Below are 26,659 nucleotides of genomic sequence, written 5' to 3' on the forward strand. Positions count from 1 at the left end.
CGCGTGAACAGTTGGACATTCCCACGTTGTGCGTGGTCCTTCGCATCAGATGTGCAGCTTCTCGAGACTGCGCCGATAGTCGATCGGCGAACGGCCCGTGTGCTTGCGAAAGCAGCGGCTGAAATAGGCGGGATCGTCGAAGGACAGCATGGCCGCGATCTCGGCAATGTTCACCTCCGAGTGCAGCAGCAGACGCTTCGCCTCCAGCATCACGCGTTCGCGTATCAGCTTGGGCGCCGTGCTGCCGAGTGCCTGACGCGTCGCTTCGTTGAGCGCGCGTTCCGTCACGTTGAGCAGGCGCGCATAGTCTGCCGCTTCATTGACCGAGCGAAAGTGCTTCTCAAGCAGGCTTTTGAAACGGCGCGACAGCAGCACGCTGCGCGAGGCGGCGGCGTCGCGCATCGCGGCGGCGTCGCACATGCGCGCCACCTTGATGAGAAACACATGCAGCCAGGCCCAGATCGCATCCGTGTAACCGATCTGCTCGTCCTGATACTCCTGGCGGATGCCTTCCATCACACGGCTCAGGTCGCGCACCTGGGCATCGCTCAGATGAAGACACGCGTCAAGCTGTTCGAAGTTATAGACCGGCACTTCGGTTTCGGTGTGACGGTTCTGCACCCGGAACGCAAAGAACTCGGATGAGAAACTGATGCAGTAACCCAGCGTGTCGGCGGACAGATCGAGATCGTGAATCTGTCCCGGCGTCATGAAGTAGAGCGTGTTCGGGCGGACGTCGTAACGCACCGAGTCGATCACATGCGAGCCGCTGCCCGCAAGAACCCACATCACATGATAGAAGTCATGCCGATGCGGATACACCAGCGTCGATTTCAGCGCTTCGATGGGTGCGAGATGAAAGTCCGGCGTCTTCACGTGGGCGCCGTATTCGTAGTCCTCGATCCGGATGACCGGGACATGACAACAACAAGCGGTATCCAACTGTCTCCTCCGGTTGGCGGCGCTTGTGGTGCGCGCCTGCCAGCAAGCCCGGCACGTCCGGGTCCCTGGGCGAGTTTAGCCGCGCAGGGTCCCGCACGTTACTGGCATTTACACCATGCGGCGCGCGGACTCATGCCGCGACGTGGCGCGCCATCATCTCCTCGTCGAAACGCAGTTCCTTCAGGGCCGACAGCCCGCTCAACACCACGCGCCCCTGCTGATTGCGCACAGTGGTATCCATGACGAGAATGCGCTTGGCGGGCTTCTTTTCGACGACGCAAACGTTGATCGTCACCGTATCGCCGATATACACCGGCCCAAGGAACCGCAGTTCCTGCCCGACATACGCGAAGCCCGGACCGGTGAGCTGCGTGTGCGCCGCCGAGACCAGCGCGGCCGTCAGCAGCCCGTGGACCACCCGGCGTCCGAAGGGCGAGCAGCCGGCGAAGGCATCGCTCATGTGCAGCGGGTTCAGGTCGCCCGAGAGATGGCCGAAGGCGTTCACTTCGGCTTCGGTGACCGTATGCTCGACCACCTGTGTACGGCCAATTTCGGCATCGTCGAAGCGCAGCAGCGCCGGCCAGTTGTTCGGTTGTGCGCTCATGCTTCTCTCCTCGATGTCAATGCAATGCCGCCTTCGACATAAGCGTCGATCTCTTGCGGCGTGTAGCCCAGTTCCGCAAGCACCTCGCGGGTATGTTGTCCCTGCTTCGGCGGATGTCGGCGCAGCGCCGGCGCCGCGCCGTCGTAGCGCACCGGATGCGCCAGCACGCGGACCGGTCCTGCTTCCTCATGGTCGAAAGACAGGATCATCTGGTTGTGCGCGACTTGCGCGTCGTGCTCGACCTGTTCGTAGTCGTTGACCGGCGCGAACCAGATGTCGTGTTTCTCGAAGGTCTGCATCCATTCGGCCGTGGTGCGGGTCTTCAAGGTGTCGTACACGAGGCGATTGATCTCCTCGCGCCGAATCACGTTGTCTTTCGGATGCTTGAACTCTGCAAGCGCGGGACACGACAGCGCACCCGCAAGCTTCTGCGTCGGCGTGAGCGACATGGCGATGTAGCCATCGCTCGTTTGATACACCCCATACGGCGCAGGATGGAACCGGCTGCCGGTGGGCGGATGCGTGCGCGCCCAGAGCGGCCCTTTGTTCATGTAGTACGTGAACGGTTCGATCTGAAGATCGAGCGCGGCGTTGAGCAGATTGCTCTCGACGCGCGTGCCCACACCCGTGCGCTCGCGCGCCTGCAACGCAGCCACGACGCCAAACGCGGCCAACGCGGCGGCGTGCTGATCGACGATGGCGGAGCCGACCGGCGTAGGCGGCGATTCGGCATCGCCCGACAGCATGGTGAGGCCGCTCATCGCCTGCAACAGCAGATCCTGGCCCGGCCGCTTCAGATAGGGGCCGGACGAACCATAGCCGGTGCAGGAGCAGTAGACCAGACGCGGGTTCACTTCATGCACCTGCGCATAACCGAAGCCCATCTTGTCGAGCACGCCGGGCCGGTAGTTCTCGATCAGCACGTCGGCTTCGCGAATCAGCTTCCACACGATCTCGCGCGCGGCTTCCTCGCGCAGATCGAGCGAGATGCTGCGCTGATTGCGGTTGCCGAGCAGAAAGAACACGCTCACGCCTTCGACGAACGCATCCGCGCCGGTCCAGCTCCGTTCGAACGCGCCGCCGGGCGGCTCGATCTTGATGACGTCCGCGCCGACATCGGCGAGCATCTGCACGGCGGCCGGGCCTTGCAGAAAGTGCGTGAAGCTCAATACCTTGATGCCTTCCAGCATAAACACTCCCCTCGGTTTCGCGCGCGTTCAGGCAAGCAAGGTGCGCGCGATGATCATGCGTTGGATTTCCGATGTGCCTTCCACGATCTCGAGCACCTTGGCATCGCCGAACGCGCGGGCGACCGGAAACTCCGCCATCACGCCGTAGCCACCGTGGATCTGCAACGCCTGGTGCGCGGCCTGCATCGCGCGTTCGCTGGCGAAGAGCTTGGCTTGCGACGCCTGCGTGTCGAACGGCGCGCCCGCATCCTTGAGCGCGGCGGCGTCGTAGAGCATGAGACGGGCGGCATGCGCGTCGGTGGCCATGTCGGCGATCTTGAATTGCAGACCCTGAAACTCGGCGATGGCGCGTCCGAATGCACGGCGCTCCTTCATATAGGCGATGGAGCGGTCGAGCGAACCTTGGAGGATGCCCAGCGCGAGTGCCCCGATGAGGATGCGGCCTGTGCTGATCTGTGCGAGAGTCTGGCGCAGGCCCGCGCCGCGTTCGCCGAGCAGATGATCGGCGGGAATGGCGCAGCGCTCGAAGAACAATTCGTGCGTGATCGACGCGCGCCAGCCGATCTTGCGCAACTTGCGTCCACGGTGATAACCCGGCGTCTCCTGGGGCACGATGAAGCTGGAGATTTCCTTGCGGCCATCGGGACGGGTGCCGGTCACGGCGGCAATCACCGTGGGTCCGCCGATCTCCGTGCCGGAATTGCTGATGAAGGTCTTGGCGCCGTCGATGATCCAGTGTTCGCCATCGAAGACCGCGCGCGTGCTGATGTTCGCCGCATCCGATCCCGCATCCGGCTCCGAGAGCCCGATGGAGCCGATCTGCGCGCCATCGAGAATGGGCTGCAAAAAGCGGGCTTTCTGTTCGGGCGTGCCATAGTTGTTGAGCAGGCTGGCGACCGTCGAGTTGGCCATCAGCGCGTTGGCGACCGCGCAATCCACGCGCGCGAGTTCTTCCAGCACGATCACGAACGACAGCCAGTCGCCGCCGCCGCCGCCGAATGCTTCAGGATAGGGCAGGCCGGTAAAGCCGAGTTCGCCGGCCTGACGCCAGAGCGCGTAGGGAAAAGCCTCCTGTTCCCAGAGCGTCTCCGATTGCGGCGCGATTTCCTTCTCGGCGAAGCGTCGTACCGCTTCGCGGATCATCGCGTGCTGCTCGCCGAGCCAGTGAGGTTGCTTGAGCGTGTTTGTCATGACGTCACCGTTGCGGCGGACTTGCGCGCCATGAAGTGCCGCAAGCCTGCGCGCGCGCCTTCGCTCGCAAAGTTGACCGCATAGTGCGCGGCTTCGAAATCCAGTCCTGCCGAAAGCGGCAATTCGCCAGCGCGGTTCAATGCGCGCTTGGCCATCTCGACCGCGAAGGGATCGAAGGCCGCGAGCGTGGTGGCGAGTTGCTGCACTTCGTCGAACAGCGCTTCGGGAGCGGCGAGCGCATGAATGAAGCCGAACGCCTCGCACGCTTGCGCCGAAAAGCGCTTGCCGCTCATGACGAAACGCTTGGCGCACGCCAGCCCCATCTTCGCGACGGCGAGCTGCGTGCCGCCCCAGCCGGGCATTGTGTTCAGCGTGATCTCCGGGAACGCGAAGCTCGCATTTGTTGAAGCCACGATGAAGTCGCACGCCAGCGCCAGCTCGAAGCCGCCGCCGAGCGCATACCCGTTGACCATCGCGATGGTCGGCTTGGCGGACTCGTGCAGGCGCAGCATGGCGCGCTGGCCGGCCAGCATGTCGCGATACGCGGCCGGGCTGTCCATCTCAACAAGCCGTTCGATGTCGTTGCCCGCCGCGAAGGCTTTCGCCCCGCTGCCGGTGATGGCGATCACGCGGGTGGCTTCGTCGGCGAGGGCGTCGTCGAGTTCGGCATCGAGCGACGCGAGCATCTCGGGCGTGAAGGCATTGAGCTTGTCAGGGCGATTGAGCGTCAGGACACGCAGTGCGCCATGCTGCGCTGCAAGAACGGGAGGCGGAGCTTTGTGCATGGCGTTACAGCACTTTCAGATAGGTCTTTCCCGAGGCGACCACCACGCCGTCCTGACGCGTGACGTCGGCGGTGAAGATGCACACGTTGCGCTCCTCGTCCTTCTCTTCGAGCGTGAGGCGCGCGGTCACCGTGTCGCCGATGAACACCGGCGCATTGAAGGTGATGTCATAGCGATACGACACCGCGCCCGGGCTGGGCGCTTTCTGGGCCATGAGGCCCATCACGGTGGAGAGAAAGCCCACCGACAGACAACCCTGCGCGATCCGCTTCTCAAAGCGCGTGCCCTTCGCGTATTCCTCGTTCAGATGCACGGCATAGAAATCGCCGACGATGCCGGCAAAGCCATAGATGTCGTACTCGGAGACGGTCTTGGCGAAGTCGGCGGTGTCGCCGATCGCATAGCAATCCATATGGGGGCGTTTGGCCATGTCGATGGGTCTTCTTGAATGGTTGGCTGAACGCGGCGTCGTGCGTTGCGTTACGGTGCCGTCAGCGTGGAAGTCACTTTAAAGAGGCGCCTCATTCAACGGGTAGGACGGTTCACGCGATCTTTTGGACTTTTTTGCAGCACGCCGCGCGAACGGCCGGGGGACCGTTAAAAAGTCCAAGAAATCCGAAGACTGGTCCTAACGCACCCTTGCGGCGATCACAAATACTTGCGTCAACCCGCCAGCCTGTTCGCACTTTGGGAAATCCAAGGGCGATGCGAGGCACACGCAAGGCGGTGCCCATATCGAGCAAGGAGACAACATGAGTTCGCTTTTCAAGGCGCAGGGCATGCTGCGCGCAGCGATGAGCGCGGCGTGTGCCGCACTGTGCGTGGCGGCATCGTCCGGTGCGATGGCGCAGGACAAGGTCGTGATGAAGCTCGGTCATACGCTGGCCCCCGACAATCACTATCAGCTCACGGCGCAGGTGTTCGCGAAGGAAGTCGCGGCGCGCACGCATGGTCATGTGGAAGTCCAGTTGTTTCCGCAATCGCAGCTGGGCGGCGAAGTGCAGATGACGCAGGCCTTGCGCACCGGCACGCAGGATCTGATGATCTCGGCGCAGGCGCCGATCGACAACACGATCAAGCAATGGCAGATCTTCGACATGCCGTATCTCTTCTCCAGCATGGACGAAGCGAACAACGTGCTGCAAGGACCGGTCGGTCGCAAGTACCTGGACATGATGAAGCCGGTGAACATGGTCGGTCTCACGTGGCTTGCGGTGGGCGAGCGCAATCTCTTCACGACCAAGCGGCCCGTGACGTCGCTTGCGGACATGAAGGACCTCAAGGTGCGGGTGATGCAGAGCCCGGGGTATATCGCCGGTTACAAGGCGCTGGGCGCGAATCCGACGCCGCTTGCGTATAACCAGTTGTTTCTCGCACTGTCGCAAGGGCTCGTGGATGGCGCGGATACCTCGCCGGAGCAGTTCGTGCAGGACAAGTTCTCCGATGTCGCCAAGCACTTTTACGTGACGCATGTGAACTATCTGCCGGTGGTGCTGGCAATGAGCAAGGCATCGTGGGACAAGCTTTCGCCCGCTGATCAGAAGGCGTTCCAGGAATCGGCGAAAGTGGCCGCCGACTTCGACCTGAAGGAATACAAGCGCGAATACGATGCCGCCATTGCCACGATGAAGGCCAAGGGCATCCAGGTGACGGTCGTCGATACGGCGCCGTGGCAGCAAGCCACCAAGGCCGCGCGCGAGGAACTGGTCGCGAAGATTCCGGACGGCCCCGCGCTCTATCAGGAAATCAACGCGGCCAAGCAGGCTTCGGCGGTTGCATCGAAATGAAGGATGCGAACGGCGGCCGTGGTTCCAACCCGGCATCGGAGGTGACACCCATGGAGAAGCTCGCGCGCGGCCTGATGTGGATCGACGACATCGTGCTGAAGATCAATCTGTTCGTCTGTAGCTGCCTGCTGCTCGGGGCGGTGATCGTGGCCGGTCTCGGCGTGATCTTCCGCTTCGTGCTGCACGATTCCCTGTCATGGTCGGATGAGGTCTCGGCTTATCTGTTCGTGTGGCTCACGTGTCTGGGCGCGGCGGCCGGTGTGAAGCTGCGCGCGCATCCGGAAGTGCGCGTGCTGGCCGACCGCGTTCCGGCCGTCGTTGCGCCTTTGCTCAAGGACTTCACGGATTGCGCGATCCTCGCGCTCGGCGCGGTGTTCGTGCTGTACGGCACCGACATGCTCGAACTGATGGGCACCGAAACCGCCACGTCCATTCCGATTTCAATGGTCTATCCGTATCTCTCGATTCCGCTGTGCGGTGCGTTGCTCGCGTTTCATTCGCTCGTGCGCATCGTGGTTTCGCATCTGGCGCCGCAGGCGCAGTCCGATGCGACGCTGGTCGAGGGCGTGTCCGATCATCTCTAGACCTCGAGGATAACCATCATGTGGGCAATCGCTTTTGGAGCAGGGCTGCTCGGGCTGGGCGTGCCGGTGGCCATCTGCATCGGCATCGCGGCGACGATCGCGCTTTCGGTGAATGGAACGCCGTTGCTGGTGATACCGCAGCAATTGTTTTCCAACCTCAATAACGTCGGGCTGCTGGCTATTCCGTTCTTCATGCTCACGGGCGCGATCATGGATTCGGGCGGCGTGTCGAAGCGCATCATCGAGTTCTCGCAGGCGCTCGTGGGGTTCATGCGCGGCGGCATCGGACAGGTGACCATTGTCGCCAGCATGTTCTTCGCGGATCTGTCCGGATCGGCTACCGCGGATACGGCGGCTATTGGTTCGGTGATGATTCCGGGGATGGTGAAGAAGGGCTATAACCGCGCGTTCGCGGTGGCGTTGCAGTCGGCGGCGGGATCGCTCGGGCTGTTGTCGCCCGTGTCGATGAGCATGCTCGTCTATGCCTACACGGCGAATGTCTCGGTGGGCACGATGTTCATCGCGGGCATCATTCCGATGCTGCTCGTGGTCGCGTCGTTCATGATCGTCAATTACGTGACGGCAGTGAGGAATGACTACAGTGCGGTGGAGCCGTTCGATGCGCGCAAGCTCTGGACGACGTTCCGCGAGGCGTTCTGGGCGCTGCTCACGCCGGTCATCATTTTGGGCGGGATTCTTGGCGGGATCTTTACGCCCGTCGAAGCAGGCGTGGTGGCGGCGGTCTATGTGACGCTGGTGAGCGCTTTCGTGTTTCGCACGCTCAAGCTGTCGCACTTCAAGGACATCCTCGTAAGGACGTCAGTGAATACGACGCGGGTGTCGTTCCTGCTGGGGCTGGCGTTCGTGCTCGGACGCTATCTCATCGAGGCGCAGATTCCGCTGCATGTCGCGAACAGCTTTCTCGCGGTGACGACCAGTGCGATCGTGCTGCTTATCCTGATCAATCTGTTCCTGATCGCGGCGCATACGGTGCTGGAGACGATATCGAGTATTGCTGTGGTGATCCCGGTGTTTCTGCCGCTCGTCGTGCAGATGCATATCGATCCGATCGTGTTCGGCGTCATCGTGCTGATCAACTCGGCTATCGGCATCAACCTGCCGCCGATCGGCTTCTGTCTGTTCACGGCGGCTTCGATTGGCGGCGTGTCGGTCGAGAAGGCGACCAAGGCTATCCTGCCCTTTATTCTTGCGCTGGTCATCGACTTGCTGTTGATCATCTTCTTTCCGCATATTCCGCAGTTCCTGCCGCATCTGGTGGGGGCGAAGTAAGCGGGAAATGGCGGCGCGGGGCATGGGCATGTCCCGCTGCTCGCTGTCTTCAGGCGGCGAACGCACCTTCAAGTTGCGCGCCGTTCGACTCGACATATCTACGCGCCCAAAGCACGGCTTCATACTCCGCAGCCAGACTGGTCTCCATGATTGACGGGCTGATCTTCACCACTCTGGGGACCATGCCTCCGGCTCTGTGGTCTCTCTTTCGAGAAAAGCGCACGATACATCGCCATCCGTAGTCATCATCCCGGGTGGCGATGCATTCGACAAAGTAGTCGCCAGCCTTATACATTGTCTCGTCCTCAACGCGTCATGACCTTGCGCGCGTTTCAATCAATCCACATTTGGCGGCCGTTGGATACCTTAGCAGGAAGAAGGCGATCCCGAAGCGGCAGGCGACGTCCGCATGGCGTGCCCGGCTATCGGGGCCAGCGATTGAGGCGCCCTGACTTCCACGACTATCGCAACGTCCGGAATGCACCGCTTGATGACTGCTGCAAAGGCCGGTTCTGGCATGGGTGAACTGCTAAGCTAGATTGTCGGAAAGCGGATTAAAGCGCCTATAGGCGTGGCTGTTTCGAACCACGCCGTCGGCTCCGGTGCGTACGCCCAATACGTGAGGACTGGCTGACATGGTCGACGGCTTCGATAGGGACGCAGAGCCGGATGCAGGTCCCGAACAGATCAGGCTTTGCGACACCGATAGCGCCAAGGGTATTTTCGAGTCGCTGCCGGTGCCGTTGCTGATCTTGCTTCCGGATAAAGACTTCACGGTAGCAGCGGCGAGCGAAGGCTATCTCAGCGAAACGCGGAGTCACCGCGACGACGTCGTCGGTCAATCGATTCTGGATGTCTACCCGCACAGTGCGTTTCCCTTCAACTCGGCAGAGACGGCAGATCTTCATGCGGCCTTGACCTCGATGGCGACATGGAAGTCAGCCAGCGACAAGGCTGATCAACGCTTCAAGATCTCAGCGCGAGAAGGTGAAGCAGCCTCGAGATGGCGAGCCGTACAAAGGCCGGTCTTGACCGACGAAGGTAAACTTCTCTGTATCGTGCACTGGCTCGAGAAATTATCCAGCGCGCAACGGCTCTCTCTCGACGCGGCCCGCGAGCCGAACTACAGACGCATCGTTGACTCACTTCCGCAATGCATATGGACTGCCCGTCCGGACGGATACATCAACTACTACAATGCGCGGTTCCGCGAGTTCATGGGAGCAGAGCCGGAAGCGGCGAAAGACGGACTGTGGATCAACTTCGTTCATCCCGACGACGTAAGCCGTGCCAAGCGCGAGTGGCAGGAAAGCCTGCAAAGAGGCACGCCACACGAGTCGACCTTCCGAGTGCGCTACCACACCGGTGACTACCAATGGACGCTTGTCCGCGCGATGCCGGTTCGGCAAGGGGCCGACATCGTCGAGTGGGTGGGCAGCAACACCGACATCGACGCACGCATGCTCGCCGAGGTGGAAGCGCACGTGTCGAACCGACGCAAGGATGAGTTCCTTGCCATGCTTGCACACGAACTGCGCAATCCGCTCGTGCCGATCAGGGCCGGCGCGGAGATGATGGCCCGACTCGGCAAGGACGATGAACGCCTCTCCCACGTCGGCGACATGATCCGTCGCCAGGTGGCGCATGTCTCGACACTCATCGACGACTTGCTGGAAGCCTCGCGCGTCAACCAGAACCGCGTTTCGCTCGAAACCGATGTCGTCGATTTGAAACGAGTCGTGCATGAGTCATCCGAGCAGGTGCGCCCGCTTGTCGAAGCGCACAAGCATCAATTGACCGTCCATCTGCCGATGGAGCCCGTCTGCGTGTGCGGCGATCACAATCGTCTCGTCCAGGTATTCAGCAATCTGCTCACGAACGCCGGGAAATACACGCCGGATGGCGGAAGCATCTCGGTCTCGGCAGTGCGGGAGAACGGCAAGGCAGTGCTCAAGGTCAAGGACAATGGCAACGGCATGGAGCCGGATCTGCTGAGACGCGCATTCGATCTCTTCGAGCAGGGTACGCGAAGCGCCGCGCGCACCGAAGGCGGGTTGGGACTGGGGCTCGCGCTGGTGAAGGGACTCGTCGAGCGCCAGCATGGCACGGTGACGGCGGCGAGCGAAGGGCAGGGCAAGGGCAGCGAAATCACCGTGCGGCTTCCGCTCGTCGCTGCCCGGGCCGACCGGATGACACCCTCCGCGCCGCCTGAGCCGACGCACGACGTCCATCGACATCGCATTCTGCTGGTTGAGGACAATGTCGACGTTGCAGATTCGGTCGGCATGGTGCTGGAGATTCTCGGGCACGACGTCTCCATCGAGCACAACTCTCACGGTGCGATCGAGCGTGCCAGACGGGAGTCGTTTGACCGCTGCGTGCTCGGACTGCCTGATATGGATGGCTATCATCTCGCGCGCGAACTGCGCGCGCTTCCGGGCACGCGGAACGCCGTGTTCATCGCGCACACCGGTTATGGGCAGCAGGACGATAAAAGACTGTCGGCCGAGGCAGGCTTCAAACATCATCTTGTCAAGCCGGCAGCGATTCCCGACCTCGAACGCGTGCTCGCGGATGAGGCGGTCACCTAGCGCGTGCTGCGTGTCGCTGCGCTCGTGGTCAACCAATGAGCACGAGCGAGCTTCACTCAGGCCGTCGAGGATGATTGAGGAAGAATCGAATCATCTCGGCACTGGCGTCAGGACCGGACGGATCCGTGTAGCTGCCGCTCGACGAGCCCCCGGCCCAGGCATGCGGCGCCCCGTGAATCACCCATAGTTCGGCATCGGCCCCCGTTGGTGACGTCATGATCCGGACCGTGTGTTTTCTCGCGCGGCTGTCATTGCGCGACGCTCCATCGGTGATGACTTCGCTTGCCGAGAAATCGCGTACCAGTTCGTTGGCGTTGGCGAGATGCACGGTTCCATCGGCATCGCCGTGAAAGACAATCAGCGGCCGTGGATGACTGTCCGCTCGTGCGCTTCTGCGTGCATTGGACCGGGGCTGTCCACCGCGCATCGCCGCCAAGGCCGACGGCAAGTCGTGCGCGCAACCCACCGGCAGACCCGAGTGAACGCCCGCTGCCGCGTACAGGTCAGGATAGGTCTGCGCGAGCACCGCCGCCATCGCGCCACCGGCAGACAGGCCTGCCACAAAGACCCGTGTCGGGTCGATGCTGTGATTCGCCATGATCTCGCGCGTGATGCCCGCAATCAGTGACGGCTCTCCCTGATCGCGCTGCTGATCGGAGGGCTTGAACCAGTTCCAGCATTTCGATGCGTTCGCGCTTTGCGGCTGAACCGGATAAGCGACGATGAAGCCATGCGTGTCGGCAAGCGCGTTCATCCGGGTGCCGGCTGCGAAGTCGTCGGCATCCTGGGTGCAGCCGTGCAGCATGATGACCAGCGGTAAGGGTTCGCTGCGAGGTAATACGGGCACGTAGATTTTGTAATCACGTTGACCGGCGGCGCTGACATAACGCCGCGTGCTGAGCTGCCCTTGCTGTTCGGTTTGCTCGTTGCCGGCGCGGCGCCGGGGCTGCAAGAGGTCGGCGAAACCCGTCGTGTCAGCCTTGTCACGAGCGTCTGTCACGTCGGTCTTTGCGCCATGCATGGCGCGCTTGACGACCTCCGCGGCCGCCGCGGGATCATTGCGGCGAAAGAGGGCAAAGGCCTCTTTCATCGAGTCCAGAAATCCGTCGTTGAGTTTCATTTTTTCTTCCATAAGCGGGAAACACGAGAGCATCAGCGGATGCGATCCGACAATGCCGCCTTGACCGCAGGTGACGCATGAAGCGCGCCGCGAACCAGGATGGAGTCGATCGCGGCCAGCGCGAGTTCAGGCGAGACATCGGAGGCGATGCTCGCGAGGCCCAGCACCTGAATCCTCAATCGCTGATTGGCAGCGCACGCTGCTTCGAGGTCTTGCCTCGAAAAATGCTGCAGACCCAGGACGAGTTCACGGCGCGTCACGGTGTCCTTCACGGCCGGGGCGTGGACAGCGAGCTGGTTGCGGATGGCCGTGCGGATCAGATCCGTACGGTTCGAATAAAAGCCTTCTTCGACCAGCAGATCGATCTGTCCCAGGTCGACCGGGCCGAGATTGATCGTGATTTTTTCGGTTTCGCTGCCGCGCGAGCGTTCCAGCGTCTCTTTGGTCATCTTGAAAAGTTCTCCGGTTTCCATCCATGTGGATGGTATTGGGCTGGTTTCAAGAGGGCCTACGGAGAATTTTGAGGTGCAAGGCGACTGTCATCAGTCCGCCAAGATTCCGGCAATATTTACCTTATCTCCCCGTAATATTAAATAATTCCAGAAAACATTCTTCAGGACCTGAATTACCCGCCGTTAAGAAACTGGCCTAGCGTTCCAAGCCGGTGCACGGCGTCGCAAGGCGGTCACGAATCCCCGAGTTCTCCCTTTGCGACGCCGTTGCAAGCCAGGCCCAGACATCTCGCATCTCGTGTTGTACCGCTGAGCTTTGAATCGACGCGTTGTACCGGTCAGGAGCCATCGTCCCGAAGGTCTTTGAAGAAGGCCTGCGGTTCATGTCCGTCTCCTTGCCTTCGATGACCGCCTCGATCCCCCACGACATCCTCGCCGTCCCCGCAACGGGCGACACGCCGCCCGTCGCCGCCGTGCCCGTGCGCCTCGTCTCCACCAACGGCACACCCAAGCCGCCGTTTCCGCTGCCCGCCCCCACGCCGACTCAGGACGCGGGCCAGGGCGTGCGCTTCGACTTCAACGACGGCTGTCGCGTGACGCTGCCGGAAGGCGAATGGCATGTGGTCCTGCGCGACACGGAAACCGGCAACGTGCTGTTCGAGACGGACATCGGCGCGGGTGCGGTGACGAGCGGCAAGAAATATTTCGTGCCCTTCGAACTGGAAGTGCAGAAGCGCGGCAAGGAGGCGGACGCGGCCATCCTGCATCGCTACGACGCGAAGGACCGTGAGGTGCTGATCCAGTTTCCGGTCGGCACACTCGGCGACCTGATGGGCTGGTTTCCCTACGCGGTCAAGTTCCAGCGCAAGCACGGCTGCCGCCTGACCTGCGCGATGTCCGCGCTGATCGCGCCGCTGTTTCGCCGCGCCTACCCTGAAATCGAATTCATCACGCCGGAAGAAGTGGATACGGCGCGCTACTACGCGACCTACAACATCGGCCTGTTCTTCGACGACGAAGCGCACACGCATCAGCCGGTCGACTTCCGGCATGTCGGCTTGCATCGCACGGCGGGTCACATCCTCGGTGTCGATCCCGAAGAGATGCGCCCCGAGATGGTCCTCGCCGACGATTCGCGGCCGATTGAAGAGCGTTATGTCTGCATCGCGGTGCAAAGCTCGACCCAGTGCAAGTACTGGAATCACCCGACCGGCTGGCGCGAGATCGTCACGTTCCTGAAGGAAGCGGGTTATCGCGTGATCTGCATCGACCAGAAGGCGACGCACGGCTCGGGACTCGTCTGGAACCACATCCCGCACGGCGCGGAGGACCAGACCGGCGACCGGTCGCTGGAAGAGCGCGCACGCTGGCTGAAGCATGCGGACTTCTTCGTCGGCTTGTCGAGCGGACTGGCGTGGCTCGCGTGGGCCTGCGGCATTCCGGTCGCGATGATTAGCGGCTTCACCCACGAGAACAACGAATTTGCCACGCCTTTCCGCGTGATCAATTACCACGCCTGCAACGGCTGCTGGAACGACGTACGCCAACGCTTCGACCACCAGGATTTCTTCTGGTGTCCGCGCCACAAGGACACGCCGCGCCAGTTCGAATGCACGCGCCTCATCACACCCGAACAGGTCCGACGCACGCTGCGCCGCATCCCGGGCTTCGGCGCGGGCCTCGAGCCTGTCGCGCTGCAAGCCTGATCGCGTCCACCGGTCACGCCCAAGCACACATCGATTTTTTGTCGCGCGCCCCGCTCACGTGGGCGCGCGTCACGCACATACCAATACGAATAAATGAAGCCGCTTACTTATCGCCGTAAATTCTGCCTGCACATGTTCGGCAACCGTGGACAGCGCGCCTCGCGCCTGCTCGCGGGTCTCTTCTCGCTGCTGGGCTTGCAGGCGCTCGTCGCCGCGCCGGCCCACGCCGTGCCCGTCACGCCGCAACCGACCGATTACACGGCGACCGTTTCCAGCGGCTCGACGGTCTCCGGCGAGTCGGTGACATCCGGTTTGCAGACGGTTGCCGCGGGTGGCCGCACGTCGAGCGTGACGGTCAGCGACGGCGGCGAGCAACACCTCGCCTCGGGCGGCACGTCGATGCAGACGACGGTCAACGCAGCCGGCTTGCAGAGCGTCGCGGGCACGGCCACGTCGACGACCATCAACGCCGATGGCACGCAGAACGTGACGGGCGGCACGGCGAGTGCATCGACCGTGTACGGCACGCAGAACGTGAGCGCGGGTGTCGCCAGCGGATCGACGATCCAGAGCGGCGGCACGCAAAACGTGCTGAGCGGCGGTGTCGCGTCGAGTACCTCGGTGCTCAACGGCGGCACGCAGGACGTCAAATCCGGTGGCACGGCCAGGAGCGTGACGGTATCCGCGGGCGGCAGCGCCGTGTTCGAAGCAGGCGCGACGGCGAGCGGCATCGTGTTGTCGTCGGGTTCGGTGATCTCGGCGACGACTTCTGGCTCGATCACCGGCACCGACGCCGGCAACCGCGCCTTCAACGTGACGGGCGGTAACGCCAACGGTTTCGTGCTCAACTCCGGCAGCCAGCTCGACGTGCTCGCCATGCAGCATTCCACGGGTACCGTGGTCAGCGCGGGCGGCGTGGAGAACGTGTCCTCCGGCGGCTTCAGCACGGCCACGAGCGTCCAGGGCGGCACGCAGAACGTCAGCGGCGGCGTGGCAACCTCGTCGCTCATTACGAGCGGCGGCACGCAGAACGTCGATGGCGGCCTCGCCACCAGCACGACCATCACGAGCGGCGGCACGCAAACCATCATCGATGGCGGTTACGCCAACATCGCGACCGTCACCTCGGGCGGCACTCAGGTCGTGTCGGCAGGCGGCAGCGCGATTGCGGCGACCATCGGCTATGGCGGCAACCAGATCGTCGCGGGCGGCGCGGCCGACGGCACCATCGTCAACTCCGGCGGCGGCGTGACGGTGTCGGCGGGCGGCATGTTGTCGGGCGCGCAGATCAACAGCGGCGCGAGCGCGAGCGTGCTCGCGGGCGGCAGCGCAAACGGTTCGATGCTGAGCGGCACCGTCTCCTACTTTGCAACACAGTCCGTGGCAGGCGTCGAGAGCGGCACGACGGTCGGCTTTGCGGCGCAGGACACGGTGCTCTCGGGCGGCGTCGCCGATGCCACGCTGGTCAGCGGCACCTACGCCACGCAGACCGTCAACTCGGGCGGCGCGACCCACAATGCGGTGGTTTCCGACGGCGGCCGGATCGACGTGAACTCGGGCGCCAGCGCGACATCGGGCACCATCAACGCAGGCGGCACATTCGAAGTGGAATCGGGCGCCACGGCCGTAGGCATCGTGCAGAACTCGGGCGGCGGCCTGGTCGCGACGACGTCCTCGACCGTGCTCTCCGGCACCAACACGCGCACGGACGGCACGGGCTTCTCGATCGCCGACAACCTCGCGACGCACACGCAGATCACCGACACGGGTCATCTCACCGTGCTGGCGGGCGGTTCGGCACACGACACCGTGTACTCGGCGGGCGGCATCTTCCAGGTCGATGCGACCGGCAAGGCCGATACGGTCGTGCAGGGCGCAGGCGGCCAGATCGTCACGAATACGTCGGCGACCATCACGGGTGCGCAGACGGCGGACGGCCGGGCGTTCTACGTGCAGAGCAACGTTGCTTCGGGCGTGATGCTCGATGGCAGCGCGGCCAAGCTCACGGTCAACGAAGGCGGCTTCGCGAACGACACGCTGCTTTCGGCCGGCACGTTGCAGGTGGATGCGGGCGGCTCGGCGAATCTCGTGAACCAGAGCGCGGGCGCGGGCCTCATCACCAACACCTCGGCGACGATCTCGAACGGATCGAACACGCACGGCAACTTCAGCGTGGCGAACAACGTCGCGACGAATCTGGTGATCGAGTACACCGGCGATCTCACCGTGCTCGGGGACGGTTCCGCCGTCTCGACGACGGTCGGCTCGGGCGGTCGCGTGACGGTCAACAGCGGCGGCATCGCCACCTCCACGACGGTCGCGAACAACGGCACCTTCGCCGTAGATGCGGGTGGCAACGCGCAAACCGTGACGATGGACCCGGGCGGCGCGCTCATCACCAACACCTCGGCGACGATCACCGACGCGCACAACTCGATCGGCGAGTTCGTCGTCAGCAACAACTACGCATCGAACGTGATCGCCGAGAACGGCGGCCAGTTCACCGTGCTCTCCGGCGGTCTCGCGAGCGCGACGACCGTCAACAGCGGCGGCAGCCTGACCGTCTCGGGCGGCACGGCGCAGGGCGCGACGATCAACAGTTGGGGTAACGCTGTCGTGAGCGGCGGCACGCTCAACAATGCGACCGTCAACACCTCGGCCATGCTCACGACGTCGGGCGGCATCACCAACGACACGATCGTCACGGCGGGCGGCGACGTCTACGTGCGCGGCGGCGTCACCAACAACACGCAGTTGCAGAGCGGCGCATACGAGAGCGTGAACGGCGGCCAGTCGGTGGGCACGACTGTCGGCGCGGGCGCGACGCAGGAAGTGTGGGGCGGCCAGACGAGCGGCACGGTGCTTCAAGGCGGCGCGCAGACGATCTACGGCGGCACGACCTTCGACACGCAGTTCAACAACGGCACGCTGACCGTGTCGGGCGGTACGGCAAGCGGCACGGTGGCGGCGAATGGCACGGTCGTCAACGTGGTCGGCGGCGCGACGGCAGGCACGCAACTTCAAGCAGGCGCGAGTCAGGTCGTCACGAGCGGCCGTGCGAGCGGCACGGTCATCTCCGCGGGCGCGACCCAGACCATCGCCATCTCGGGCTATGCGTCGGGCACGCAGATCCAGGGCGGCGTCGAAGACGTGAGCGGATCGAGCGTGGCGGCGACGGTGTCGGCGGGCGGCAGTCAGGCGGTTCATGGCAGCGGCGCCCGCACGACGTCGGCGACGGTGCTGACAGGCGGCACGATCACGCTGACCAACAGCGCATCGGCGAATGGCGCGCAGGTGGACGGCGGCGCGCTGAACGTGTCGGCGGGCACTTCGGCGACGCGCACCGAAGTCTCGGCAGGCGGCACGCTTGCCGTGCTGAGCGGCGGCTCGGCGAGCTACAGCACAGTCGGCGTGAGTGGCACGCAAACCATCGCGAGCGGCGGCGTGACTTCGCAGGACACGATTTCCGGCGGCACCCAGACGATCTCGGGCGGCGGCACGGCGAACGGCGCGACCGTTCTCGCGGGCGGCACGCAAACCGTTGCGACGAACGCGATCGCCAGCGGCACCATCGTTTCTTCGGGCGGTACGCAGAACGTGAGCGGCGGCGTCGCGCAAGGCACCTCGGTCGCGGGCGGCACGCAGGTGCTTTCCAGCGGCGGCACGGCCACCAGCACGACGATCACTTCCGGCACGCAGCAAGTCGGCGTGGGCGGCGTGGCGAACAGCACGATCGTCGCGGGCGGGCAGCAGCAAGTGATGTCGGGCGGACGCGCGAGCGCCGGCACGGTTGGGAGCGGCGGCACGGTGGCGGTCGATGCGGGCGGCGCGGTCGGCGGCCTGACGATGAATTCGGGCGGCGCGCTCACGTTGAGCGCGGGCGGTTCGGCGCTCAATGTCATTCAACAGGGCGGCGCGATCCTCACCGCCGATACCGCTGGACTGCTCTCGGGCACCGGTCCGAGCGGTTCGTCGTTCCGCATCAGCGGGAATGTCGCGTCGGGCCTGCTCGTCGAGAACGGTGGCAGCTTCACGGTGCTCGCAAGCGGTCAGTCGCTCGACACGCATGTCGGCAGCGCGGGCCTCGAAACCGTCGCGTCCGGCGGCGTCGCGTCCGGCACGCGGGTGTCCGGCGGCACGCAGGTCGTGAACGGCACCGCGAACGCCACGCAAGTCGGCTCGGCGGGCCAGGTCTCGGTCGGTTCCGGCGGACAGGCGCTCGATACGCAAATCGGCGCGGGCGGCGCGGTGACGGTGGCATCGGCGGGTGTGGTGAGCGGCAGCGTGATCAGCGCGGGCGGTTCGCAAGTCGTGAGCGTGGGCGGCCGCGCAAGCGGCACGACGATTGGCGCGGGCGGTGTCGAAACCGTGGCGTCGGGCGGGCTGTCGACGCAAGCGACCGTGACGAGCGGCGGCACGCAAAGCGTCGCATCCGGCGGCACGGCGAGCGGCACGGCGGTGTCGGGCGGCGGCGTGCAACTGGTGCAATCGGGCGGCGTGGCCTCGGCGACGTCGATTCTTTCCGGCGGCGTGCAGAACCTCGCGGCCGGCGGCAGCGCGGTATCGACGCTGGTGCAAGGCGGCGGCCTGCAAACCGTGCAGACCGGCGCGACCGCGCTGGCCACGACGGTCGCGAGCGGCGGCGTGCAGGACGTGGCGTCCGGCGGCACGGCCACCGGCACCGTCGTCAGCGCGGGCGGCGTGCAGCGCGTGTCGTCGGGCGGCAATGCCGGCTCGGTGACGCTCGGCAGCGGCGGCAACCAGTACGTGAGCTCGGGCGGCGCGGCCAACGGCGTCTCGGTGACGGACGGCGGCACGCAAACCGTGCTCGCGGGCGGCAACGTCAGCGGCACGAACATTTCGAGCGGCGGCACGCAGGCCGTGTCGTCGGGCGGCAGCTCGACGCAGGCCGTGGTGTCGAACGGCGGCCTGCAGACGGTCGCCTCGGGCGGCACGGCCAGCGGCACCGTGGTTCACAGCGGCGGCGCGTTGACCGTATCGAGCGGCGGCGCGGCGGGCAGCGTGGTGGTCGAAGGCGGCGGCAAAGCCACTGTCAACAGCGCGGGCAGCGCGACGCTCAGCCAGGCCTCGGGCGCGGCGCTCGTCACCAACACCTCGGCGACGCTCAGCGGCAGCAATGCAAGCGGCGCGTTCCAGGTCGCGGGCAATGTCGGATCGAACGTGCTGGTCGAGAACGGCGGCGTGTTCGACGTGTTGGCGGGCGGTGTCGCGAGCGGCACGCAAGTGGGCTCGGGCGGCACGGAGCATGTGTCGTCGGGCGGCGCTTCGATGCGCTCGGTCATCGTCGGCGGCATGCAGCGCGTGTCCTCGGGCGGCTCGGCGACCGGTGCGAGCATCGGTGCGGCCGGCGTGCAGCAAGTCGCGTCGGGCGCCAACGCGCTCGACACGACGATCGCCGCAGGCGGCAGCCAGACGGTCGCGGGCGTGGCCAGCAACACGACCATCTCGGGCGGCACGCAGACGGTGACGTCAGGCGGCGCGGCCCTGGGCGCGACCGTGTCGAACGGCGGCGCGCAGAACGTGAGTTCGGGCGGCGTCGCGATCGTGACGACGCTGACTTCCGGCGGCACGCAGACCTTGAGCGCGGGCGGCTCCGCGCGCTGGACGACCGTCGAAGGCGGCACGCAGAACATCCTTGCGGGCGGCGTGGCGACCGACACGACCGTCAATGCAGGCGGCCTGCAATACGTCGATGGCGCGATCGAAGGCTATGCCTACAACACCGTAGTCAACAGCGGCGGTGTGCAGCAGGTGGCATTCGGCGGCTATGCGGGCGGCGCGACGATCAACAGCGGCGCGTTGCAGGACGTGCAGGCGGACGGCATCGCGAGCGGCACGACGGTGAACGGCGGCACGCAGGTGGTCAGCTCGGGCGGCACGGCGCAGGACACCACGCTGAATGCGGGCGGTGTGCAGCGTGTGAACGCGGGCGCGCTCGTCAGCAGCACGCTGGTGAACAGCGGCGGCACGCTGACCGGCGACGGCGACGTGGCCGGCGTACACGTGACGGCCGGCGGCCTGGTGCAGAACCTTGCGAGCGCGAGCCTCGGCATCGTCGATGACGGCGGCACCGTGCAGGTCGATACGGTCACGGCGGCGAACGTTGCAGTGAACAGCGGCGGCACGCTGAAGGGCGGCGGCACGCTGACCGGCAATGCGTCGATCAACGCGGGCGGCACGCTCGCCGCGACGACGCCGGGCCAGACGCTGCATGTGAACGGCAACCTCGCGCTGAACGACGGTTCGGTGTTCGCGGTCGGCGCGAACGCGGCGGGCCAGACGGGCAGCGTCGCGGTGACGGGCGATGTCAGCATTGCGCAGAGCGGCGCGAACGGCGGCGCGACGGTCGTCGTGAATGCCGTGCCGGATGCGTGGAAGGCCAACACGAAGTACACGATCCTGACTTACACGGGCGCGCTCAACGGTTCGTTCGCGGGCGTCTCGATGGACTACGCGTACCTCGTGCCGACGCTCAGCTACGCGCCGCAGGAAGTGGATCTGACCTTGAAGATCGCGTCGATCTTCTATCAGACGGGCGAGTTCGCGGGCTTCGGCATGGTCGGCCAGAACCGCAACCAGTTGCAGGTGGCGAGCGCGTTGAACCGGATTCTCGCTGCGGGTGGCAATGCGGTGACCGACAAGCTGCTGTTCGCGACGAAGGCGGGCGCGCAGTCGGCGCTTTCGCAGATGACCGGCGATGAAGCCACCGGCCTGTTGCGCATCGCGCGGCAGAGCACGGAGGCGTTCGGCAACACGGCGGGCGAGCGTCTGACGCAGGCGGGGCTGGAGCGTCCGTCGAACGATGTATGGGCGACGGTGCGTTACGGCCAGTCGCACGCATCGGGCGATGCAGCGCTCGGCAGCCATGCGCTGGATGCGCGCACGAGTTCGCTCGCGATTGGCTTCGACCGCGAAGTGCTGCGTGATGTGCGCGCGGGCGTGGCCGTCGATGCCGATTACAGCGACCTGGGCTTCAACACGCCGGGTTCGAGCGGTCATGCGAACGGCTGGCAGGCGCTGATCTACGGCGCATGGCAACCGGCGGCGCAGCCGTTCTTTGCGCGCGGCATGGCGGGTATCGGGCGCTGGAGCAATTCGGTGAACCGCGTGGTCGCGCTGGATGGCATGTCGGGCACGCCGCAGGGCAGCGTCGAGGCGCGTTCGACGACGGCTTATGCGGAAGGCGGTCTGAACCTGCATCTGCGTGACGACATGATGTTGCAGCCGTACCTCGGCATGCGTGTGGGCCGTTATAGCCAGGATGGTTTTGGCGAAGGCAAGGGCAATGACTTCGATCTCGTCTATCAGGGCAGCAGCCAGGCCGCGACGACGGGCATCGCGGGCGTGCGTTACTTGCTGAAGCAGAAGCGGGCGAGCGGCTCGAGCAACACGTGGGAAGTGGATGTCAACGTGCAGCAGCGTTTTGGCAGTCTCGACCAGCAGCTCAATGCCGCGTTCGCGACGGCGCCGGGATCGGTGTATCAGGTGTCGGGTACGCCGCTGGCACGCACCGTCGGGCATGTGGCGACGGGCGGCTCTTGGGAAATCGGCAAGCATGCTTCGGTGTTTGCGCGTGCTGCCGTGGATTTCGGCAAGCATGAGCAGGACTACAGCGGTGTGGCGGGGGTGAACTGGAAGTGGTAAGCGGGGCGGCGCGCGCGCCGCTTTGTGAAGTGTGTTGATTCGATGAGAGCCCGCCTTTTTGGCGGGCTCTTTCGTTATGGGCGGTGGCTGCGCCCTTCAACTCTCACTGTCATACCCAAACTCCCGAAGCTCTTGCGAACAGCGGCAAGCAGCGGCGATCTTCGCGGCCCATTGCACGGCGGCTTCGCGCGACGGCAGTTCCAGCACGCAGAAACCGCCGTCGAACTCGTTTGTCTGCGGGTAGGTCCCGTTCGTGACCGCGCCGTCAGCCGCGACCATCAGCGGAGCGACGTCCGCATTGATCCCGCCGCCAAACACATACACCCCGGCGCTTTTCGCGTCCCTGATGACCGAGCGCGCCGCTTCACCGACTGCCGGCCTATCTTCATCGGTAATGTTCATCGCCGATGCGGGGAAGGAGATAAGGTACTTCGTCATCATTGACTCCAGCAGTTGTGAACACCACCGCCCCTCAAGGCAAATTCTCCCGCAGCACGATACTGAACATCACCGGCTTGACCCCATCCAGTGCATCCTGCGCTTGCCGCACATTGTCGAAGATCCTGAGGCAATTCCCCACCATGGCTTGCGGCGTCTGCGTAATCAGCGCGTCCATCGTCCCATCGATCAAAAGCGCCCGGGTATCCGGCGTCAGCCCGTGCCCGACAAACAAGATCTTCTGCTCGGTCTTCGCTTCGACGATCGCCCGCGCCACCCCATCCGACCCGCCGCCACTGTTATAAACCCCCGCCAGATCCGGATGCTGCTGCAACAGATTTCGCGTCTGCAAGTAATTGCGTTCGCTATCGTCATGACCTTCCCGCAAGCCGATCACACGCAACGAGGGAAACGTCGACTCGATCAAATGCAGGAACCCGATCTCCCTCTCTTCATGCCCCCGATAGTTGAGACTCCCGGCCAGCATCGCAATCTTTCCCGCAGGCCGCGGCCCCATAAAGCGCCCGAGCAACAAACCCGCGGTGCGCCCGGCTGACCGGTTATCGATCCCGACATAAGCGAGCCTGCGCGAATTCGACAGATCCGAAATCAAGGTGATAGCCGGGACGCCCTCATCGGCGAGCGCATTGACCGCATCGCGCACCACCGGATGCTCCAGCGCCATGAACACGATGCCATCCGCCTTGCGTCCGTATTGCAACAGCCGCGCCGCCAATTCATCCGGATTGAAGCTCTCGACATAATGCACGCGGCACTTCATGCCTTGCGCGGTCCACTGGTTCTGCGCGAACTCGATGTAATCCCCGAGCATTCGCAGATAGCGGTTCGTTCCGGAAGGCAGCAGGAACGCGATCCGCATCGGCTTACCCGTCGCGACGCTCTCCGGGGCTTCAATCGAATACCCCAACCGCGCGGCGGCCTGCATCACCCTCGCGGCCGTATTCGCCCGCACGCCGGGCCGCCCGTTCAACACGCGATCGACGGTCGCGCTGGACACACCGGCAGCCTGCGCAATGTCGGCCACGCGGGCGCGTGGCGGAAACAACGGCGTAACCGCACTCAATCCAAGCTCCTCAAGAAAACCTCGAAACCATCAGAAACCATCAAGTTATGCGTTTGACGACACCACGCCTCACCCGTAGTCTTCGTTCACCAACGGTGCGAAGCTAACGCCAGACAGCGAAGCCCGGCGATCAGTACAAACCCGTGTTATGACGGTTTCTGATGGACCCGGAAATCGCATCAAATAAAAGCAAGGAGACGAGCATGATCGATTCACGCCGACGCACGCTGCTGCGCGCAGCCGCCGCAGGTGCATTGGGTTTCCCCGCCATCACGCGCGCTGCGTCCGCCGAATACGTCTTCAAATACGGCAATAACCTGCCGATGACCCATCCGCTGAACATCCGCGCGAAGGAAGCGGCGGATCAGGTGAAGGAAGCGTCGAAGGGCCGCATGGAGATCCGCATCTTTCCGAACAATCAGCTCGGCGGCGACACCGACATGCTCGCGCAAGTGCGCAGCGGCGGCATCGAAATGTTCACGCCATCGGCGCTCGTCGTTTCGACGCTCGTGCCCGTGGCCGCCATCAACGCCACGGGCTTTGCCTTCGCCGACTACAACCAGGTGTGGAGCGCAATGGACGGCAAGCTCGGCGCCTTCGTGCGGGCGTCGATGCAAAAGGCCGGACTCGAATCGTTCGACAAGATGTGGGACAACGGCTTTCGCGAGACGACCTCCAGCGCGCGCCCCATCGCCAGCGCCGCCGACATGCGCGGCCTCAAGATCCGCGTGCCGGTGAGCCCGCTGTCCGTCGACATGTTCAAGGGCCTCGGCGCCGCGCCCACGAGCCTGCAGTTCAGCGAGGTGTATTCGTCGCTGCAGACGCGCATCGTCGATGCACAGGAAAACCCGCTGCCCATCGTCCAGGTCGCGAAGCTCTATGAAGTGCAGAAGTACTGCTCGCTCACCAATCACATGTGGGACGGCTACTGGTTCGTGCTGAACCAGCGCGCATGGGCGCGTTTGCCGAAGGATCTGCAAGGCATCGTCGCGGATGCGTTCAATCAGGCCGCCATCCGGCAACGCGAAGACGTCCGCAAGCTCAACGACGCCGCCGTGGCCGATCTTCAGTCAAAGGGCCTCGCGATCAACCGCCCCGCACCGGACACGTTCCGCGCCGCCTTGCGCCAGGCGAACTTCTACGGTCAATGGAAGGGCAAGTTCGGCAACGAGGCGTGGAGTCTGCTCGAAGGTTATACGGGCAAGCTGGCCTGATACCGAACCCGATCATGCCGCCCGTTTCGGAGACATCTCTATGGCGAACCCGGCCTTGAGTTCCACGCAAGGACATCTCGAACCCGTTGGCGCGCGCCGTCTGCTGCGCGCCTGCGACCGCGCGTTGATCGCACTCGTCGAGGGCGCTTGCGCGCTGTTGCTGACGGCTGAAATCATCGTGCTGCTGGCGGGCGTGATCAGCCGCTACGTGATGCACGCGCCGCTCGTCTGGTCCGATGAACTCGCCGGCATGATGTTCCTGTGGCTGTCCATGCTTGGCGCCGTGCTCGCGTTGCGGCGCGGCGAGCACATGCGCATGACGGCGCTCGTCAGCCGGCTTTCGCCGGCACGTCGTGCGTTCGTCGATACGCTCGCCATCGTGCTCTCGCTCGGCTGTCTCGGTCTGGTGCTCGTGCCTGCATACGGCTACGCGTCCGGGGAAATGGCGATCGTCACGCCCGCGCTCGAAATCAGCGGGGCGTGGCGTGCGCTGGCCTTGCCGGTCGGCGCGGCGCTGATGTTGCTGGTCGGTTTCATCCGGCTCGCCAGCGTGGCTCGCTTGCGCCATGTGCTTCTCGCGATCTTGATGACCGCTGTCGTCGCCGGTGTGTTCGTGTGGCTCGCGCCGTGGTTCGAGAGCATCGGCAAGGCGAACCTGATTGTGTTCTTCGTGGGCGTCGTGGCGATCGGCATCTTCTCTGGCGTGCCGATCTGTTTCTCGTTCGCGCTGGCCACCTTCGGCTATCTCGGCCTCACGACCTTCACGCCGCTGGAAGTCATCGTCGGGCGCATGGACGAAGGCATGTCGCATCTCGTGTTGCTCGCCGTGCCGCTGTTCGTGTTCCTCGGCCTGATGATCGAGATGACCGGCATGGCCCGCGCGATGATCCACTTCCTCGCGAGCCTCGTCGGTCACGTGCGCGGCGGGCTGTCGTATGTGCTGATCGGCACGATGTATCTCGTCTCCGGCATCTCCGGTTCGAAGGTCGCCGACATGGCCGCCATCGCGCCCGTGCTGTTCCCCGAAATGAAGGCGCGCGGCGCCAAGGAAGGCGATCTCGTGGCCCTGCTCTCGACGGCCGGCGCGCAAACCGAGACCGTGCCGCCGAGCATCGTGCTGATCACCATCGGCTCGGTGACGGGGCTCTCCATTTCCGCGCTGTTCACGGCGGGGCTGCTGCCCGCCGCTGTGCTCGCCGCGATGCTGTGCTTCGTCGTGTGGCTGCGTTATCGCAAGGAGAACGTGAGCCATGTTCCGCGTCTTGGCCGCAAGCAGATCGGCCGGCTCTTCGTGATCGCGCTGCCCGCGCTTGCGTTACCGTTCGTGATTCGCGCCGCGGTCGTGGAAGGCATCGCGACCGCGACGGAAGTCTCCACCATCGGCATTGTCTATTCGATGATCGTCGGCCTGCTCGTGTACCGGCGTTTCGAGTGGTCGCGTCTCGGCCGCATGCTGGTGGAAGCGGCAACCCTCTCCGGCGCGATCATCTTCATCATTGGCTGCGCGACGGCCATGGCCTGGGCGCTCACGCAATCCGGCTTCTCGCAAGATCTCGCGCAACTGATGACCGCGCTGCCCGGCGGCGCGTATGCGTTCCTCGGCATCTCGATCATCGTGTTCATCCTGCTCGGCAGCGTGCTGGAAGGCATCCCTGCCATCGTGCTGTTCGGCCCGCTGCTGTTTCCCATCGCGCGCATGGCAGGCGTCAACGAGATTCACTATGCGATCGTCGTGATCCTTTCGATGGGCGTCGGCCTGTTTTCGCCGCCGTTCGGCGTCGGCTATTACTCGGCGTGCGCGGTTGCGAAGGTCGATCCCGACAAGGGCATCCGCCCGATCGCAGGCTATATGGCCGCGCTGGTCATCGGGCTGATCGTGATCGCTGCGGTGCCCTGGATCTCCACCGGTTTTCTCTGAAGCACCAAGTTGCATTGACAACTATTGGCGGCGCTGGCGCGCATGGCGCGCCGGCGGGGGCGTTCGCGCGCCATGACCGCCGCACCATCAAAAAGGAA

General features: G+C 64.4%; 18 protein-coding genes. 8 read left to right on the forward strand and 10 right to left on the reverse strand.

All coding sequences use genetic code 11. The features are described from left to right. Positions 1 to 45: 45 nt before the first annotated feature. The 6 genes from QCE63_RS14215 to QCE63_RS14240 form a co-directional block, all read right to left on the reverse strand. Positions 46 to 942 carry a helix-turn-helix domain-containing protein gene (locus QCE63_RS14215; RefSeq protein WP_309833852.1) on the reverse strand — a complete coding sequence of 299 codons (897 nt, stop codon included), beginning with the start codon at positions 940 to 942 and terminating at the stop codon, positions 46 to 48. 130 nt (positions 943 to 1,072) lie between these two features. Then, on the reverse strand, positions 1,073 to 1,546 hold the full coding sequence (locus QCE63_RS14220; RefSeq protein ID WP_309833853.1) for a MaoC family dehydratase: 474 nt from the start codon (positions 1,544 to 1,546) through the stop codon (positions 1,073 to 1,075). Further along, positions 1,543 to 2,736 (reverse strand): CoA transferase, encoded by a 1,194-nt coding sequence (locus tag QCE63_RS14225; protein WP_309833854.1) that lies wholly within the window; start codon positions 2,734 to 2,736, stop codon positions 1,543 to 1,545. Before QCE63_RS14225 ends, QCE63_RS14220 begins: the two co-directional genes overlap by 4 nt. A gap of 27 nt (positions 2,737 to 2,763) precedes the next feature. Continuing rightward, positions 2,764 to 3,927 carry an acyl-CoA dehydrogenase family protein gene (locus QCE63_RS14230; RefSeq protein ID WP_309833855.1) on the reverse strand — a complete coding sequence of 388 codons (1,164 nt, stop codon included), beginning with the start codon at positions 3,925 to 3,927 and terminating at the stop codon, positions 2,764 to 2,766. Then, entirely contained in the window at positions 3,924 to 4,712 is a 789-nt protein-coding gene (locus QCE63_RS14235; RefSeq protein ID WP_309833856.1) for an enoyl-CoA hydratase/isomerase family protein, read from the reverse strand. Before QCE63_RS14235 ends, QCE63_RS14230 begins: the two co-directional genes overlap by 4 nt. Positions 4,713 to 4,716: 4 nt before the next feature. Continuing rightward, on the reverse strand, positions 4,717 to 5,142 hold the full coding sequence (locus QCE63_RS14240) for a MaoC family dehydratase (protein WP_309833857.1): 426 nt from the start codon (positions 5,140 to 5,142) through the stop codon (positions 4,717 to 4,719). A 322-nt stretch (positions 5,143 to 5,464) separates the two neighbouring features. Between QCE63_RS14240 and QCE63_RS14245 the strand changes: the two genes are divergently transcribed. The 4 genes from QCE63_RS14245 (at position 5,465) to QCE63_RS14260 (ending at position 10,964) form a co-directional block, all read left to right on the forward strand. Further along, a complete protein-coding gene (locus QCE63_RS14245; RefSeq protein WP_309833858.1) occupies positions 5,465 to 6,499 on the forward strand; it encodes a TRAP transporter substrate-binding protein in 1,035 nt (344 codons plus the stop codon). 50 nt (positions 6,500 to 6,549) lie between these two features. Next, the gene (locus QCE63_RS14250) at positions 6,550 to 7,083 is read left to right on the forward strand and encodes a TRAP transporter small permease (RefSeq protein ID WP_309833859.1); all 534 of its coding nucleotides are present in this window, start codon (positions 6,550 to 6,552) and stop codon (positions 7,081 to 7,083) included. Between the two features lie 18 nt (positions 7,084 to 7,101). Then, positions 7,102 to 8,373, forward strand: a complete 1,272-nt coding sequence (locus QCE63_RS14255) for a TRAP transporter large permease (protein ID WP_309811861.1) — start codon at positions 7,102 to 7,104, stop codon at positions 8,371 to 8,373. Between the two features lie 635 nt (positions 8,374 to 9,008). After that, positions 9,009 to 10,964 (forward strand): ATP-binding protein, encoded by a 1,956-nt coding sequence (locus tag QCE63_RS14260; RefSeq protein ID WP_309833860.1) that lies wholly within the window; start codon positions 9,009 to 9,011, stop codon positions 10,962 to 10,964. Positions 10,965 to 11,016: 52 nt separating this feature from the next. On the opposite strand, the gene QCE63_RS14265 is transcribed toward QCE63_RS14260, so the two are convergent. Together QCE63_RS14265 and QCE63_RS14270 are read right to left on the reverse strand one after the other, a co-directional pair. Further along, positions 11,017 to 12,084, reverse strand: coding sequence for a PHB depolymerase family esterase (locus QCE63_RS14265; protein ID WP_309833861.1), 1,068 nt, complete (start codon positions 12,082 to 12,084; stop codon positions 11,017 to 11,019). 32 nt (positions 12,085 to 12,116) lie between these two features. Then, entirely contained in the window at positions 12,117 to 12,533 is a 417-nt protein-coding gene (locus QCE63_RS14270) for a CopG family transcriptional regulator (RefSeq protein WP_309833862.1), read from the reverse strand. 386 nt (positions 12,534 to 12,919) lie between these two features. Here QCE63_RS14270 and QCE63_RS14275 point away from each other — a divergent pair, with 386 nt between their 5' ends. Then, positions 12,920 to 14,242, forward strand: coding sequence for an autotransporter strand-loop-strand O-heptosyltransferase (locus QCE63_RS14275; RefSeq protein WP_309833864.1), 1,323 nt, complete (start codon positions 12,920 to 12,922; stop codon positions 14,240 to 14,242). Positions 14,243 to 14,335: 93 nt separating this feature from the next. Next, the gene (locus QCE63_RS14280) at positions 14,336 to 21,907 is read left to right on the forward strand and encodes an AIDA repeat-containing protein (protein ID WP_309833865.1); all 7,572 of its coding nucleotides are present in this window, start codon (positions 14,336 to 14,338) and stop codon (positions 21,905 to 21,907) included. 96 nt (positions 21,908 to 22,003) lie between these two features. Here QCE63_RS14280 and QCE63_RS14285 read toward each other — a convergent pair whose 3' ends face one another. Continuing rightward, positions 22,004 to 22,345 (reverse strand): YciI family protein, encoded by a 342-nt coding sequence (locus QCE63_RS14285; protein ID WP_309835458.1) that lies wholly within the window; start codon positions 22,343 to 22,345, stop codon positions 22,004 to 22,006. A 34-nt stretch (positions 22,346 to 22,379) separates the two neighbouring features. Beyond that, the gene (locus tag QCE63_RS14290) at positions 22,380 to 23,429 is read right to left on the reverse strand and encodes a LacI family DNA-binding transcriptional regulator (RefSeq protein ID WP_309833866.1); all 1,050 of its coding nucleotides are present in this window, start codon (positions 23,427 to 23,429) and stop codon (positions 22,380 to 22,382) included. Between the two features lie 203 nt (positions 23,430 to 23,632). Between QCE63_RS14290 and QCE63_RS14295 the strand changes: the two genes are divergently transcribed. Then, complete coding sequence (locus QCE63_RS14295; RefSeq protein ID WP_309833868.1) at positions 23,633 to 24,643, forward strand: TRAP transporter substrate-binding protein; 1,011 nt, start codon at positions 23,633 to 23,635, stop codon at positions 24,641 to 24,643. Between the two features lie 40 nt (positions 24,644 to 24,683). Next, positions 24,684 to 26,561, forward strand: coding sequence for a TRAP transporter large permease subunit (locus tag QCE63_RS14300; protein ID WP_309833869.1), 1,878 nt, complete (start codon positions 24,684 to 24,686; stop codon positions 26,559 to 26,561). Positions 26,562 to 26,659 lie beyond the last annotated feature (98 nt).

The sequence above is a fragment of the Caballeronia sp. LZ065 genome, assembly GCF_031450975.1.
In the GTDB taxonomy this organism is placed as follows: domain Bacteria; phylum Pseudomonadota; class Gammaproteobacteria; order Burkholderiales; family Burkholderiaceae; genus Caballeronia.

Coding starts and splice junctions, on each gene's coding strand:
- QCE63_RS14220 (WP_309833853.1), bottom strand. CDS start 1,546: ATGAGCGCACAACCGAACAACTGGCCGGCGCTGCTGCGCTTCGACGAT.
- QCE63_RS14225 (WP_309833854.1), bottom strand. CDS start 2,736: ATGCTGGAAGGCATCAAGGTATTGAGCTTCACGCACTTTCTGCAAGGC.
- QCE63_RS14230 (WP_309833855.1), bottom strand. CDS start 3,927: ATGACAAACACGCTCAAGCAACCTCACTGGCTCGGCGAGCAGCACGCG.
- QCE63_RS14235 (WP_309833856.1), bottom strand. CDS start 4,712: ATGCACAAAGCTCCGCCTCCCGTTCTTGCAGCGCAGCATGGCGCACTG.
- QCE63_RS14240 (WP_309833857.1), bottom strand. CDS start 5,142: ATGGCCAAACGCCCCCATATGGATTGCTATGCGATCGGCGACACCGCC.
- QCE63_RS14245 (WP_309833858.1), top strand. CDS start 5,465: ATGAGTTCGCTTTTCAAGGCGCAGGGCATGCTGCGCGCAGCGATGAGC.
- QCE63_RS14250 (WP_309833859.1), top strand. CDS start 6,550: ATGGAGAAGCTCGCGCGCGGCCTGATGTGGATCGACGACATCGTGCTG.
- QCE63_RS14255 (WP_309811861.1), top strand. CDS start 7,102: ATGTGGGCAATCGCTTTTGGAGCAGGGCTGCTCGGGCTGGGCGTGCCG.
- QCE63_RS14260 (WP_309833860.1), top strand. CDS start 9,009: ATGGTCGACGGCTTCGATAGGGACGCAGAGCCGGATGCAGGTCCCGAA.
- QCE63_RS14265 (WP_309833861.1), bottom strand. CDS start 12,084: ATGAAACTCAACGACGGATTTCTGGACTCGATGAAAGAGGCCTTTGCC.
- QCE63_RS14270 (WP_309833862.1), bottom strand. CDS start 12,533: ATGACCAAAGAGACGCTGGAACGCTCGCGCGGCAGCGAAACCGAAAAA.
- QCE63_RS14275 (WP_309833864.1), top strand. CDS start 12,920: ATGTCCGTCTCCTTGCCTTCGATGACCGCCTCGATCCCCCACGACATC.
- QCE63_RS14280 (WP_309833865.1), top strand. CDS start 14,336: ATGAAGCCGCTTACTTATCGCCGTAAATTCTGCCTGCACATGTTCGGC.
- QCE63_RS14285 (WP_309835458.1), bottom strand. CDS start 22,345: ATGACGAAGTACCTTATCTCCTTCCCCGCATCGGCGATGAACATTACC.
- QCE63_RS14295 (WP_309833868.1), top strand. CDS start 23,633: ATGATCGATTCACGCCGACGCACGCTGCTGCGCGCAGCCGCCGCAGGT.
- QCE63_RS14300 (WP_309833869.1), top strand. CDS start 24,684: ATGGCGAACCCGGCCTTGAGTTCCACGCAAGGACATCTCGAACCCGTT.